Genomic DNA, 15,449 nt, shown 5'->3' on the forward strand with positions numbered 1-15,449 from the left:
TAATCTTCAAAAAGGAGAACTATTCTTCTGCAGGACGTTTAATGGATATGGAATGTACATCTATCTCTCCTGCCTCATTCACCTCCAACCGACCGGAAACTACGATCGTATCATTGACGGGAAGGTTGTTTTTCAGCGAAGGGAAATAATACGGAATTACCTCTATAATAGCCGCTAATATGTTTTGTGTTTTAGCGTCTTCTATCATTTTTGTAAATGTTACTTTAGAGGGTTTGCCTGCTTCAGATAATTTAGCGGTGTATTCAAAATTTCCGGGTACTATTTTAAATGTCAGCTTTACAACATCAAATGATTTTTCAATTTTTTCACTCAGATAATTTGTGAAGTTACTGTAATCATCAAAGTTGCACTTTTTGAACACTAAGTATTCTGCTCGAACGAAGTATTCTACCGGCAACACCGGAAAATCAGACTGTGTATAGCTATCCTCTGTGAAATAGTTATCTCCTCTTTTGAAAGCTCCACCTGAAAAGTATTCATCTGCCGCAAGGACGCTGTTTTTCTTTTCATCTACGAAATAGACTTCCCATCTATCAGCAGGTACACCACTTTTTACTCTTCCTCTTCTTCGAAGCATAGGATAGCCATATTCAGAATATCCTTCAAAAGGAATAGTGAAATCGTACAGGCCCTCACCCTCTGTAATGGTCTGTTTCCCTTTTCTATCCCATAACGATATGATGCGGACTCCTTGCTCATAATTTAATACCATCATCGGCCGGCCATCCGGATAATAGAATTTCCAGTCATTAACCGGCTGTCCATCTGCAAAAGTCGCTTCCCACTTGATCTTACCATTAGGATGATAAGCGATAAAGGGACCTGTTTTTACACCATTGATATGACTTCCCGTTAAAATGACGTGTCCGGAGGGTCCGAAATCTTTAAAATTTCCTTCAAAAGTATTGGTCTCTTTATTAAATCCGGTTACTCGTTCTATGGATTTAAACGGACAATTTTTTTCTGCCAGATAATAGTAATTGTCAAAGTAAAAACGCATCAGGCTATCCGTTACTTTTTCAAAGTATACTGATTTGGATTCCTGTGCCTTCGATGAAAAGAACAGGAGTGCCAATACACTTAACAAACAGATTTTTTTGAGATTAATCATTACACAATATGTTTAATGCGCTTCTAACCAATTTTTTCCCTGTCCGATCTCCACTTCTATAGGTACTTGCATGGGAATCGCTGTTTTCATTCTATTTTGAATAAGTGTTTTAAATTGTTCAACTTCTTCTAAAGGAACATCAAACACCAATTCATCATGTACCTGCATGATCATTTTACCGGTCAGTTGTTGGTCTTCAATATCTTCCTGAATGCGCAACATGGCTACTTTTATCATATCAGCAGCGGAGCCCTGTATGGGTGCATTAATGGCATTTCGCTCTGCAAAACCGCGAACAGTCATATTTGCTGAATTGATATCTCTCAGATAACGTCTTCTTTTGAGTATTGTTTCTACAAATCCGTTTTCTTTTGCGGACGCTATTGCTTTAGACATATAGTCGCGGATACCTGAATATTGTTGAAAATATTGGTCTATAATATCTGCGGCTTCACGACGGGGTATCCCTAAACTTTGTGACAGGCCAAATGCTGACTGACCATAAATGATCCCAAAATTAACTGCTTTAGCATTTCTTCGCTGATCGGAGGAGACTTCGTCAAGTTCCAGTCCATATACTTTGGCAGCTGTCGCGCGGTGAATGTCATATCCTTTTTGAAAAGCTTCGAGCATATTTGCATCCTGACTCAACTCTGCCATTAATCGTAATTCGATCTGAGAATAATCGGCAGATAGAATCACGTTATTTTCGGATCTTGGTATAAATGCTTTTCGAACCTCACGACCTCTTTCTGTACGAATCGGAATATTTTGAAGATTAGGATTCGTGGAGCTAAGCCGGCCTGTTGCAGCGACAGCCTGATTATAGCTGGTGTGTATCAGACCTGTAATTGGATTAATCAGGCTTGGTAGTGCATCCACATACGTTGACTTCAATTTTTGGAGCTGTCTGAAATCCAGTATATCCTGTACAATATCGGATTTACCAGCGAGTGTCAGTAATACATCCTCCCCTGTTTTGTATTGTCCGGTTTTTGTTTTTTTGGCTTTTGGATCGAGCTGCAATTTATCAAATAATACCTCTCCTAACTGTTTAGGTGAGGCAATGTTGAATTTGACTCCAGCTTTTTCATAAATACTGGTTTCCAGATTGCGGACATCTTCTTCTATTGTTTTGGAAAATACAGAAAGGACATCTACATCTATTTTAACACCATTTTTTTCAATTTCAGATAAAACATAAACAAGCGGAAACTCGACTTCCTCTGCTAATTTGAGAGTAGCTGTTTCTTCCAGTAAAGGTTCGAATTTTTCTTTCAGCTGTAGGGTGATGTCTGCATCTTCAGATGCATATTCCTTGATTAGTTCAATTTCTACATCCCGCATATTCCCTTGTTTTTTACCTTTTTCTCCGATGAGTTTGGTAATGGAAACCGGAATATAGCCTAAATAGTTTTCTGCCAATACATCCATGCCGTGACGGGTATCCGGATCGATCAGGTAATGGGCAAGCATCGTATCAAACAAGGCTCCTTTAACTTTTACGTCATAACGGGAAAGTAGTAAGATATCGTACTTAATATTCTGACCGATTTTCTGAATGGTTGGATCTTCGAGAACAGGTTTGAATATGTTTACAATTTCCAGTGCCTGATCACGTGAAGCAGGAGTCGGGATATAGTATGCTTTGCCTTTTTCAAATGCAAAGGATAGACCAACAATGTCTGCGACTAGGGCATCAAGCCCCGTGGTTTCCGTGTCAAAACAGAAGCTTTTTTGTGCTGCAAGTTCTTTTGCCAGTTTTTGCTGTGCTTCGCTGGTATCAACGAGGATATATTCGTGAGCTGTATTGTCTATATTGTTGCTTGCTACAGGAGGAAGCTCTTCCTGTAGCGGAGTAGTATCATTCATCGCCGTACTGAAAAGGTCCATCTGACCGGAAGTGTTTTTCCCTGTGGCATCAGCAACAGAAAAATCTTCACCAAACACGCGCTTTCCTAATGTTCTGAACTCCAGTTCAGCAAATAAAGGTTCCAGTACTTCCTTATTCGGATCTTCAAGAAGCAGCGATTTTTCATCAAATTCGATTGGAACATCTAATTGTATCGTTGCTAAACGTTTAGAAAGGAGCCCTTGTTCGGCAAAAGTTTCGACGTTCTCTTTCATTTTGCCTTTTAGCTTATCCGAATTGGCAATAATTCCTTCGACAGAACCAAAGTCCTGGACTAATTTTTTTGCTGTTTTCTCGCCGATCCCTGGTATTCCGGGGATATTGTCTACGGCATCACCCCATAGTCCGAGAATATCGATGACCTGAGACACGTCCGAAATTTCCCACTTAGCCAGTATTTCAGGCACCCCTTGTGTTTCTGCGCCATTTCCCATTCGGGCAGGTTTATAGATAAAGATATTGTCAGATACCAACTGACCAAAGTCTTTGTCGGGCGTCATGCAATATACCGTAAATCCTTTTTGCTCTCCTTCTTTGGCCAAAGTACCGATAATATCATCTGCTTCATAACCATCTTTTGTAATGATCGGGATATTGAATCCTTCGATCAATCGGAAGATATATGGAATAGAGGCAGACAGATCTTCAGGCATTTTTTCCCGATGCGCTTTGTATGACTCAAACTCTATGTGTCTGTTTGTAGGGGCATCTGTATCAAATACGACGGCAATATGAGTGGGTTTTTGATTTTTCAAAACTTCCAGTAAGGTGTTTGTAAATCCCATTATTGCTCCGGTATTCAAGCCATTTGACGTGAGTCTCGGTGTTTTGTTTAATGCAAAGTAGGCTCTGTAAATGAGCGCCATTCCATCTAGAAGAAATAGTTTTTTCACAAAATCTTATTTAACGGTGTATTCACAAAGGTAATAAATTCAATACTTCCGAAGATTAATAAATTTTTACGACTTTTGTCACATGGAGCAAATGGCTGTAATCATTTTTGATAGGGTATGAGAGGGCTGGTGACAAAATCTACAGGAAGTTGGTATCTGGTGCTGGGAGATGACGGCCAACGTTATGAATGCCGGATCAAAGGTAAGTTTCGTACCCATGGTATCAAAAGTACTAATCCTGTGGCTGTCGGTGACTGGGTTGAGTTTGATCTGGAGCCGGATCAGGATAGTGGTGTAATTAAACATCTGGAGCCCCGTCGCAATTACATTATCCGGAGATCGGTCAACCTTTCTAAACAAACACAGATCATAGGTGCTAATCTGGATCAGGCTATTCTGGTAGTTACACTGGCTTCTCCTCCGACATCACTGGGATTTATAGATCGCTTTTTGGTTACTGCCGAAGCTTACAGTGTGCCTGCGGTGTTAGTTTTTAATAAACTGGACCTGTTCAGCGAAGAAGGTCTGGATATTCTGAAGGAATATGAACACATTTATGAGTCTATCGGTTATCCTTGCTATGAAGTTTCCGCTCTGGAAGGCATCAATGTGGAAGAACTAAAGGGGTTGCTAAAAGATAAAGTGACGCTCGTGTCAGGGCATTCCGGTGTTGGCAAGTCGACATTAATCAATGCTTTGATTCCGGATGCCGGGCTGAAAACAGGAAGAATATCTGACTGGTCAGATAAAGGAAAGCATACAACTACTTTTGCGGAGATGATGGATCTGCCATTTGGAGGTAAGCTCATCGATACACCTGGTATACGTGAACTCGGGATTGTAGATATACAACCGCAGGAACTATCCCACTTTTTTCCTGAAATGAGGGCTTTGCTCAATAAATGCCGCTTTAACAATTGCCGTCATGTGAATGAGCCGGGTTGTGCGGTTATGGAGGCCGTAGAAAACGGAACTATTGAGGCTTCCCGTTATGATAGCTACCTGAGTATCTACCATAACGAGAATACCCGCAATTAATTAATAAAATCCCGTAAATAAGAACACTCATTAACCGCAATCTGGTAATATTGTGTCTTGGAATAGTTGTTTTTTAGTTCTTTAAAGTATGGATTGTTAAAGCTGTACAGATAGAACGGAGACTGTGAGAAGAATTCATAATATTTCCATCGCTCGTCATTTGAATATTGAAATTCTTTTTGCTGGCATTTTGCAAGCATGAACGTACAACGTGCTTTGAATTCGTTGTCTTTGCTTAATGTACGAGCTTTTTCATACCAACGCTTTGCCTGTCTTCCCTGCAAATAGTCGTATTCCCAATCTACTTCAGGCGAAGTGTACGGATCATAGCTGCTCCAATTGTAGCTTACCAGCATCCATGCATTTCCGAAAGTTGAGGTTTGGTACACTCCGTTTGCCATCATAAAATAGATATTCGCCTGTTTTTGAGGATCCTTTTCCGTTTTGAGTTTTTTCTCTAACTGTAGCATCTGTCTGGCAAAATCCAGCTTGTCGAATACATCACTGCCTCTCTCTTTTGGATAATCGTTATTCATTGTAATGAATGGATTGGCATATACGGACTGATCTGAATACCAGTCGCTATAGGATTGATAGGTGTACGTATTCGGAAGCTTTTCTAAAGTTTTGACAGCATTTTCGTAATCATGTGTACGCAGATAAGTTGTTCCTAAAAGCTCCGTGATCGCCATCTGATCGGTATTGCTGATTCCCTGAAGCAGGTATTTTACTATACCTTTCTGCTGCTCCGGATTTTGAAGATAATTCTGTATTTCTATTATAGAGGAAGAGGTCAGGTATTTCTTCCAGAATATGTCTGTAGAATAATTAAAGTTCTTTTCAAGCGTATCCTGTACATAGTTATTGTTGCTGAATATATCTGCTTTTAAAGCTGCCAGACTCGCTAAGGCAGTGTCACCTTTTGCCAAATACTGGGGTACCAGAATATTGCTTAAGATGTTTTTGCCTATAAGGCTGTAGGGACTTCCTTCATAGCCGTAATAATACTGATCATTTTCTTTATGTTGCTCTCCCTTAGACTTTTCAGAAAGCCAATTGAGCGTGGAGACCATTTCTTCTTCATTTACGTTAGTACCTTTTTTCCAATCGGTGAGTTGGGTCAGCATATTGGTAATACGGAATTGGTTGAGAATTGGTTCCGGAAGTTTTTTAACATTTATTTTTTTCAAATATCCCTGAGCAGCGTCATTTTCGTTAATCAACCAGCTGGTATAAGCGGCGGTGAGAAGCCCCAGACTCTTTTGTTTTCCGGATAGCTGGAGTGCGAAATCACGAAGTTCGTGAGCATGTTTCTGTGATTTTTCTTGTTCTTCAGGACTGCCGAAAGGATTGTAGTATGTCCAGTTTAAGGAATACGGAGTGATCAGAGCAGATTCCAGCTTGTTCACTTCGCGGGTTAGCAACATGCCCACGACTTCATTGTTATGATCCAATGTATAGCACGTTCTCAAATATTCCATTGTCATGTCCGATGCAGAGAAACCCAGCAATGCAGCGAGACTGATCTGATCTTGTTTTGTCTTTGATAAGGCGGTGATTTCCTCATCAGGAATATCTATATAGTGAAAATTTTTATACGCTAAGACTCTTCTCTCCGGGTTGGAATAGAATACTTTAGCATATAAAAATGCAGCTTCTGCTTTTTCTCCGCTCCATCTTTTTGCACCGGCATAGTTGGATAATGCCCAACCCATCAGTGCACTTTTAGATTTGACAGGAGCGATATACTTTTCATATATCAGGATAGATTTATCGTATTCCTTGGCATACAGATACAATCGGGCTGCCTGATAGGAATATCTTAATCTCAGGAAGCTATTCGCGGGGAATGTTTCGATTTTTTCTTCAGCTTTTTCAGCAATATCCAGTATAGAGGAATAATCTACCGGAGCAGGATCCCAATAATTATAAGGCACGAAAGTTAAATTTTCAGCCTCCTTTGTCAGGCTGAAATATTCTTTTGCGGGTGCTGATTTGGACTCTAATAGTTTGACCGCAAATGTGTTTCCTGATAAGGAGTCTGGTAATTGTTTCTGTTCTGTAGCCGCCAGGAATGAAACTACAGTGGCACTGTCTGCTTTATACATCAATGCCTGTACATCTTCTGGTTTTACACTTTTTCCCAAGTAAGCTGTCCATTCGCGAATATTGATCACGGCTTCACTCTGTGGTTCTTCTTCTGAGTAAAGGAATCTATAAGGTATATATTGAAAAGCCGAATAACTTCCGGCTTCTATATTCGGCAGGAAATAGGAAGTTTGATTATCATAAGGATCCATTTCCGGGCCACAGGCAATATTCACTGCAATTTCACCAAAATATGCCGCTAGAAACAGACTAGAGACGATTAATGATTTTTTGTAAAGTTTCATTCGGATATGTTGATAGTATTGTTTTGTCCAGATGATAGAACACAATGTTTCGATCTTCTTTCTTTAATTCTCCCTTCAAAAATGAAGCCGTTTTTGAGAGGTCTTCCTCAGAAACAAACTCATATCTGATGATATCATTTTTCATCAGCCCTTTTTCCGGAAGATCCTGTTTCAATACATACAGATTTGTATTCGGATTGCGGATAAATAGGGTAGTATTGTCCAGCTCTTGTTTGTCAATTTTTTTTGAAATCCCTGCATACTCCTGATTGCGGAATACAACGAACCATTCGAAGAGTGGTAGTGCTATATCGAGCTTGAGCGGATAATTGCCTAAATGATCTTTGAGGTAAAGGTTAAGATCCTCCTGGTTCAATATGGAATTTTGGGTTCCGAATTTCCGGAGATTCCCCATGTTATAGCACATAAGAATGGCTCTCGAAACCGGAGGTATACCGCTGGTCTTGATATTTTTGATCTGGTGGAGTCTAAGCGTTGAGGTGAGTTCTACATTTGCCAGCTCCGGAAAAGTCTTCATAAACTCGATCAGATAAAAGAATTTGTCGCGGGATGAAGCTGTCCAGTCACAGTCCATTTGTAACTCTCCAAATGTGGTATTGCCGCTTTGTTTTACCTTTTCTATTACAAATGGCACGATTTTGTGGGCTAGACCTCTTATTGTAAGGCTGTCCATGGACTGAAAGATCCGGGTGTTGATAAAAACTACCGGAACGATCTGCATATCTGCCGGAAGAGTATCTTTGAAAGTAATAGGCGAAATGGGGATCGGTTCACGTCCGTTTTCCTGCATGTCTATATCCATAATCCTTACATACAGTTTGTTAGTATGAAGCTGGTTCAGACTGTTTTGAATAATCGAGTCGGATGCGTATGTTGTTTTCCAATAGTAAAATGAAACCTCTTTTTGAGGATTCTGACAACTCACAGTTATCAGTAGCAGCAGGATGCAGAGGTAAAAATACAGGTGTATGTTTTTATAAATCATTTAGTGTAAAAGTAAGATATTTATATGAGTGAAGCCAAAATAATACATAGTCGTAAAACATAATAGCATACGTAGTTGTTTTATCACGGATTGTTAATTAAATAAAGATCATTATAAATTTAAAGGATGAAGCCAGTTTGGAAATGGGTAATCGGGGTCGTTGCATTTCTTATCATTGTGGTAGTAAGTGCCAGTTGGTATCTAAGTATACATTGGAAACCAATTGTGGAGGATCAGTTAAAGGAAGCAATTAAAGATGCCAGCGATAGTCTTTATACCTTAAAATATGATGATCTGGACATCAATCCAGGGTTGGGAAACGTGGTGGTCAAGAATGTGGAACTTATTCCGGATTCCAATGTCTATAAACAAATGGACGAGCGCAAAGAAGCTCCGAATAACAGGGTTCATATCAAAGTTTCCAAACTTAAAATAGTGAGCTTCAATCTTATTGATATTTTAAAGAAAAAGAAGCTTAAGATCGAATCTATCGAATTTGAAAGTCCCAAGATTCATTTGATGAATGAATATCATGCCTACAATGATACTGTTTCTACCAAACCACAAAAGACGCTGTATGAAAGTGTCAAAAAGTTTTTAAATACCATTCAGATCGGAGGTATAAAAGTTGAGGATATTTCCTTTAAATATACCCAGCTCGACAAAGGCAGGTCATCACATATGGAGATTGAAAAGGTTAATCTCAGGGTGAGAGATGTGCTGATTGATTCAACATCAATCTCAGATTCTCTTCGCTTCTACCATACAAAAATGATCGAACTGGAGGTGCCGAAATTCGAATACCCTCTGCCTAATGGACTATATAAGGTCGGATTTGAAAAATTAAAAATCAATACAGAAGAGCAGAACATCTTACTGACTAAGGTTTCTTATTTACCACAGTTAAAGAAGGATGCTTTCTATAAGAAAAAAGGTTCGGGAGGTTCCATTGCTTCACTTCGGTTTGATACTGTTCGTTTTGAAAACCTGGATTTCAAAAATCTGATGCGGAATAAGCAACTGACAGCCAGACGTGCTCAGATCAGAAATGGATCGGTAGTGATCTCATCAGATAAGCGCTATCATAGTCCTTCTGAAAACAAGATTGGGCAGTCTCCGCACCAGAAGCTGCTTCAATTAAAAGGATTGCTTCGGTTAGATACAGTGCTGGTTGAAAATGTGGATGTAACTTATTCAGAATTTAGTAATAAATACCTGAAAGAAGGCTCTATTTCCTTTGATCATACCCGGGGTTACCTGACGAATGTAACCAATGACTCCTTAGCACTGAAGAAAGATAAGTGGATGAGGGCAAATCTGAGCAGTAATATAATGGGGTCCGGATTATTAAAAGTTGAATTTGGATTCGATATGCTCAGCAAGCAGGGCGAACACACGTATAAAGGTTCAGTGGGAGCGATGAATGCTACAGCATTCAACAGGATTCTGCGGCCACTGTTAAATGTAGAGATTGCATCGGGAAATATCAAAAGAATCAATTTTGATTATAAAGCTAATGATTACCGTAATTGGGGGACCTTCAAATTCGATTACAATCATTTAAAAATTAATATCCTGAATGAACAGGGCAAGGGCGAAGAGAAGGTGTCCAAGCGTGCTATTTCTTTTTTGGTCAATAGTTTTATACTGAATGACAGTAATCCTGATGCAAATGAAATCTATCATGTAGGAAATGTTAATTACAAGCGGGTTCCTCAATATCCTTTTTTCAAAACGTTATGGCAAAGTTTGCTTGCAGGGATCAAACAATGTGTCGGTATGACTCCAGAGCGGGAGGCAAAGCTTATGGGTAAAGCCGAAACTGCAACGGAAACAATCAGTAAGACCAAGAAATTCTTCAATTCTATCTTCAAAAAGAAGGATAAGAAAGAAGAAGATAAAAAGGAAAAGAAATAAACGGAAAGAGGTGGCTATCTTTGTTACCTTACAGTTGCAGCAGATAAGAGGATGTTAGGTTTCTTAAAGTTTATTTTTAAATACAAAAACAAGATAATAGACATTTGCATGTTCTATGTGAGCATGATCTGTGCATTTGCTGTTATTTTGCATGTGGGATATATAACAGATCCTAAGATTGCGAAGGTATTCGAAGTTGTTATACACGGAATGTTCTTTGGGTTGTTCCTTTTAGAAGGGTTTCGTACGTTATCGTCGATATATGTTCAAAAAAGAGTCGGGGTATCTAATATTTCGGGCCTCGTAATCATTGGTTATTTTTGTTTTATCACCCTTGCCAGGCTCTCAGGCCTTGAATCGCTTTCCTTTTTTAATAAAGAAGAGTGGATATATCTTGGAATCTATCTGATATTTTTATCTGCATTATCAAAAAACAGTCTGTTTTTTGATAATTTCTACTTTAATCCTACGATTCTTTTTGTCATCAGTTTTTTAGTGCTGATCCTGATCGGCACCTTGATTCTGATGTTACCCCGCACTACTTTAGTCGCTCCTTTGACTTTTATTGATGCCTTATTTATGGCGACGAGTGCTGTATGTATTACCGGTCTTTCTGTAACGGATATTTCTTCAAATTTTTCAATGTTCGGACAGACTGTGATTCTGGTTCTTATCCAGATCGGAGGACTGGGTATTATGACATTTACAGGATTTTTCGGGTACTTCTTTTCCGGTGGATTTTCTTTTAAAAATCAGCTTATGTTCGGAGAAATACTGGAAGAGAATAAACTTAATTCGGTAATAAGCACTTTGCTAACCATTATTTTCATTACACTGCTATTTGAACTTATAGGTGCTGTTTCCATTTATTTTACGCTGGATCCAACCCTGTTTAATTCTATTGGTGATCAGGTCTTCTTCTCTATTTTTCATGCTGTCTCGTCGTTTTGTAATGCCGGGTTTTCTATTCTTCCGGATGGGATACAACATGCAGATTATCGGTATAACTACAACTTTCAGTTAGCGCTCGCTATGATATTTGTTTTCGGAGGACTGGGCTTTGGAACGGTTTACAATTTCTATACCTATGCAAAGACAAAGATTCAGGCCCTGTTTTGTAAGCTGATTTTAAAACGCAGTTATGTTCACAGGCCATGGCCCTTCAGCTTTAATTCTAAATTTATACTGATATGTAACCTTATCCTCGTCGTGTTAGCAACCAGTTCATATTTTCTGTTTGAATATAACAATACGCTCCAGCAGGATGAGACTTGGTATGGAAAAATAGTATCGGCTTTTTTTATGACCAATGCTTCCCGCTCTGCGGGTTTCAATAGTGTAAATCTTAATTTTCTGAGTGGTCCTACCGTAATTATGGTGACCTCTTTAATGTGGATCGGGGCCTCTCCGGGATCTACCGGCGGAGGTGTGAAAGTGACAACCGTAGCTATTGCGTTATTGAATATTTTATCTCTGGCAAGAGGTAAGGATTCTATAGATATTTTCAAAAGAAGGATCATTCCCGAATCTGTTAATAAAGCATTTGCTATTATATTGCTTTCAGGAGTTACGATTGGAATTTCTTTTGTCCTGCTCAATCTTTCCGATCCCGGCAAAGGAATGAAAGAACTTCTTTTTGAAACGGTATCCGCTTATACGACCTGCGGGCTCTCTTTGGGTGTCACTCCCTCCCTGAGTCCTTCAAGTAAGATTATCATTATCTTTACGATGTTTGTAGGACGTGTAGGTACGTTAACGCTGCTTGTTGCATTTATCAAAAATATGCGGAATAGAAATTATGTCTATCCGAGTGAAAAAATATTATTCTAATTTATCAGCATGAAATATATCGTATTAGGATTAGGACATTTTGGGAAATCGTTAGCGATACATCTCACCGAATTGGGACATGAGGTAATCGGTGCCGATAAAAATCTTACGATTGTAGAACAACTGAAGGATCGGGTGACTCATACGGTATGTATGGATACTACAGATCGTGATTCCGTGAGCGCTCTGCCACTAAGAGACAGTCATGCTGTTATTGTGGCTATTGGTGAAGACGAAGGCGCTTCGATGCTTACTACGGCCTTATTAAAGCAGCTTCACGTGAAACGTATCATTGGCCGTGTAGTATCTGATTTGCAGAAGACTGTTATGGAAGCAATGGAGATTGACGAATACATTATGCCGGAGGAAGAGGCTGCGGAAAGGCTGGCGATGCGTCTGGATAATATTGACATCGTAGATTCCTTCAAGATCTCGGATAAATACAGTATTGTAGAGACTAAAGTACCTGCAAAATATATTGGGATGACCTTGGAGCAGGCAAATCTGACTAATAGTTACGGGGTGATCGTACTCACGACTGTCAATCAGCGGGATGTACTGGAAAAAGGTAAAAATGTGAAAATAAAAGAAGCAACAGGGATTGCAAAATCTGATACCATGCTCCGGGAAGAGGATTTACTCGTTTTATTCGGAGAACTTTCGAATATTAAAAAACTGATTCAAAAGGGCGAATAGCTGACAACTTTCAGGAATGTAATGCCAGGAAAAGGATTTCATGTTTTAAAACACTGAAATCCTTTTTTGTTATTCTGACGAATTTTAAAATGATTTGTATATTTTTGGAGCTTAATCATTACATACAACCTATTTAGAGTACATGAAAAATTGGTTTAAGGAAAATGCAGTACACTTTGCGATTGTCGGAATCTTCATCGTCATGGTGTTTTTTTATTTTACACCTATATGGCAGGGTAAGACTTTAGCACAACACGATGTGCTACAGGCAGAGGCAAGTCAGAAAGAATTATTTGATTATAAAGCCAAGGACGGACATGCGCCTAACTGGACAAATTCTATGTTTGGAGGTATGCCTACCTATCAGATCTGGGCAGAGCATAGCAGTAATGTCGGCACCTATATATCCAGAGGTTTAAAAACAGTTTTTCCGACGCCGATAGATGTTGTATTGCTGTATCTTTTAGGAGCGTATTTTTTGTTCTGTGTCCTGAAGGTAAGACCGTGGCTAGCCGCAGTAGGTGCAATAGCTGTCGCATTTACATCCTATAATTTTATTTATATAGAAGCCGGACACGTGAATAAGGCTTATGCTATTGCCTATATGGCACCGATTATCGGGTCTGTTATTCTGTGCTATCGGGGCAAATTTCTCTTGGGCGGAGCTATTCTGGCTTTGTCGATGGCTTTAGAAATCCGTGTCAATCATATTCAGGTTACCTATTACCTGTTTATTGCTTTGTTAGTACTGGTCGGTATCGAACTGTACCATGCTATCAAAGAAAAGAGAATCAAGGGGTTCGTACAGGCGACTGGCGTTCAGTTAACAGCTGTTATTCTTGCTGTACTGGTCAACGCATCTGTATTGTATCCTACTTATGAATACAGTAAATATTCTACCCGTGGTAAGGCCAATATCATCAAAGTCGATGAGGCAAATGAACAAAAAGGGCTGGATAAGCAGTATGCATACGACTGGAGTCAGGGTGTGGGGGAGACCATTACATTTTTGATCCCTAATGCTTACGGAGGTCGCTCGCAAGGAGTTCTGGATGAAAATTCACATGTTGCCAAACTTTATGAATCGAAAGGTGCTTCTGCAATGCAGGCCGCACAAATCGCAAAACAGATGCCATCCTACTGGGGTGAAAAACAATTCACTGCAGGTCCCTGGTATTTTGGCGCAAGTATATTATTTCTTTTTGTCCTGGGACTATTCATAGTTAGAGGTCGCATTAAGTGGTGGATCCTGGGAGCTACAGCACTTATCATCTTCCTTTCATTTGGCCGTCATCTTCCTTTTATTTCGGATTTGTTTTTTGACTACTTCCCGATGTATAATAAGTTCAGAGCTGTAGAATCCATATTGGTCATTGCAGCATTGCTGATCCCTATATTGGCGATATTATGTATCAATGAGTTGATTAACCGTTCTTCTGAAATCAAAAATCTGGATAAGAAAGTACTTTACACTTTTATAGGTGTAGGAGGTTTGTGTCTTTTGATTGCGTTAGTTCCGGATATGTTCCTGAGCCTTCGTAACTCTAAGCATCAGGATCTTGTGGAAGTATTTACGCAGCAGATCGGAGATCGTACTGTTGCAAATGAAACCGTGACAGCATTGGTGAAGGACCGTGCTTCGCTTGCAAGTAAAGATGCCTGGCGTTCATTGTTCATTGTTGCATTGACATTTGGTCTGATCTGGTTTTACCTGAAAAAGAAATTAAATTATACTGTATTAGTTGTTGCTTTGGGAGTGATCTTCCTTGCAGATCTGTGGTCTGTGGATAAACGCTACCTGAATGATGATTCTTTTGCAAACCCTTCTTCGACCCGGATTCCAGAGCGAGAGGTTGATCAGCTGATCCGCCTGGATCAGGATCCAAGTTATCGTGTGCTGGATCTTACAACAAATGCGTTCTCAGATGCTACAGCATCTTACTTCCATAAAAACCTGGGAGGATATCATGCTGCCAAAATGATGCGTTTTCAGGAGATCCTTGAACATCAGTTTAACGGAGCTTTAAATGAAGACGTACTGGACATGTTCAATGTTCGTTACCTGATTACAGCAGATCCTTCAAACGGAGCTCAGAAAGTAGTAAGGAGAAGTTCTGCTCCTGGTAATGCATGGTTTGTAGATAAAGTGACGTTTGTGAAAGACAATGCACAAGAGATGCAGGCTATAGGCAGTTTTGATCCAAAGAAAGAAGCTTTTGTCAATCAGGAATTCAAGGATAAGATTGATGCCGGGCGCTTAGGTTTGCCTGTCAATTCCTCTATTACACTGACATCTTATCATCCTGATACGTTGAAATATGAATATACAGCACCAAATGATGCATTCGCTGTATTTTCTGAAGTATTTTATGATAAGGGATGGAAAGCATATATCGACGGTAAAGAAACACAGATTATTCGTGCAGACTATATTTTGAGAGCATTGCAGGTGCCTGGAGGAAACCATAAGATTGAATTTATCTTTGCTCCGGAATCTGTCAAAACTACGAACCTTCTTTCTGGAATAGCGTCAGTTATTCTGGTGCTTGGGTTGGCAGGTGCGGTCTGGTATGGCGTACGTCAAGACAAGAAAAAAGGTCCGGAACCGGAAAAACCGAAACGGACCAATTAA

The 15,449-nt window shown here is 39.6% G+C and carries 9 protein-coding genes; 5 read left to right on the forward strand and 4 right to left on the reverse strand.

The window, feature by feature from the left end; genetic code table 11:
- Positions 1–19: 19 nt before the first annotated feature.
- Positions 20–1,132: a toxin-antitoxin system YwqK family antitoxin gene (locus B4B65_RS05435; RefSeq protein ID WP_201680959.1), complete on the reverse strand. Its 1,113-nt coding sequence runs from the start codon at positions 1,130–1,132 to the stop codon at positions 20–22.
- A 12-nt stretch (positions 1,133–1,144) separates the two neighbouring features.
- Positions 1,145–3,937 (reverse strand): DNA polymerase I, encoded by a 2,793-nt coding sequence (gene polA / locus B4B65_RS05440; protein ID WP_293914129.1) that lies wholly within the window; start codon positions 3,935–3,937, stop codon positions 1,145–1,147.
- Between the two features lie 117 nt (positions 3,938–4,054).
- Between polA and rsgA the strand changes: the two genes are divergently transcribed.
- Entirely contained in the window at positions 4,055–4,975 is a 921-nt protein-coding gene (gene rsgA / locus B4B65_RS05445) for a ribosome small subunit-dependent GTPase A (RefSeq protein ID WP_293914131.1), read from the forward strand.
- Here rsgA and B4B65_RS05450 read toward each other — a convergent pair.
- Both B4B65_RS05450 and B4B65_RS05455 read right to left on the reverse strand, forming a co-directional pair.
- Positions 4,972–7,368: a hypothetical protein gene (locus B4B65_RS05450; protein ID WP_293914133.1), complete on the reverse strand. Its 2,397-nt coding sequence runs from the start codon at positions 7,366–7,368 to the stop codon at positions 4,972–4,974. The genes rsgA and B4B65_RS05450 overlap by 4 nt on opposite strands.
- Positions 7,334–8,314 (reverse strand): hypothetical protein, encoded by a 981-nt coding sequence (locus B4B65_RS05455; protein ID WP_293914135.1) that lies wholly within the window; start codon positions 8,312–8,314, stop codon positions 7,334–7,336. Before B4B65_RS05455 ends, B4B65_RS05450 begins: the two co-directional genes overlap by 35 nt.
- Before the next feature lie 186 nt (positions 8,315–8,500).
- Between B4B65_RS05455 and B4B65_RS05460 the strand changes: the two genes are divergently transcribed.
- The 4 genes from B4B65_RS05460 to B4B65_RS05475 all read left to right on the forward strand — a co-directional run bounded on the left by B4B65_RS05460 (position 8,501) and on the right by B4B65_RS05475 (position 15,449).
- The gene (locus tag B4B65_RS05460) at positions 8,501–10,291 is read left to right on the forward strand and encodes a hypothetical protein (RefSeq protein ID WP_293914137.1); all 1,791 of its coding nucleotides are present in this window, start codon (positions 8,501–8,503) and stop codon (positions 10,289–10,291) included.
- 153 nt (positions 10,292–10,444) lie between these two features.
- Entirely contained in the window at positions 10,445–12,121 is a 1,677-nt protein-coding gene (locus tag B4B65_RS05465; protein WP_293914139.1) for a TrkH family potassium uptake protein, read from the forward strand.
- 9 nt (positions 12,122–12,130) lie between these two features.
- Positions 12,131–12,817 (forward strand): potassium channel family protein, encoded by a 687-nt coding sequence (locus B4B65_RS05470; protein ID WP_003000278.1) that lies wholly within the window; start codon positions 12,131–12,133, stop codon positions 12,815–12,817.
- Between the two features lie 142 nt (positions 12,818–12,959).
- Complete coding sequence (locus tag B4B65_RS05475; protein ID WP_293914141.1) at positions 12,960–15,449, forward strand: YfhO family protein; 2,490 nt, start codon at positions 12,960–12,962, stop codon at positions 15,447–15,449.

This window comes from Sphingobacterium sp. UBA5789 (assembly GCF_002418355.1).
In the GTDB taxonomy this organism is placed as follows: Bacteria; Bacteroidota; Bacteroidia; order Sphingobacteriales; family Sphingobacteriaceae; genus Sphingobacterium.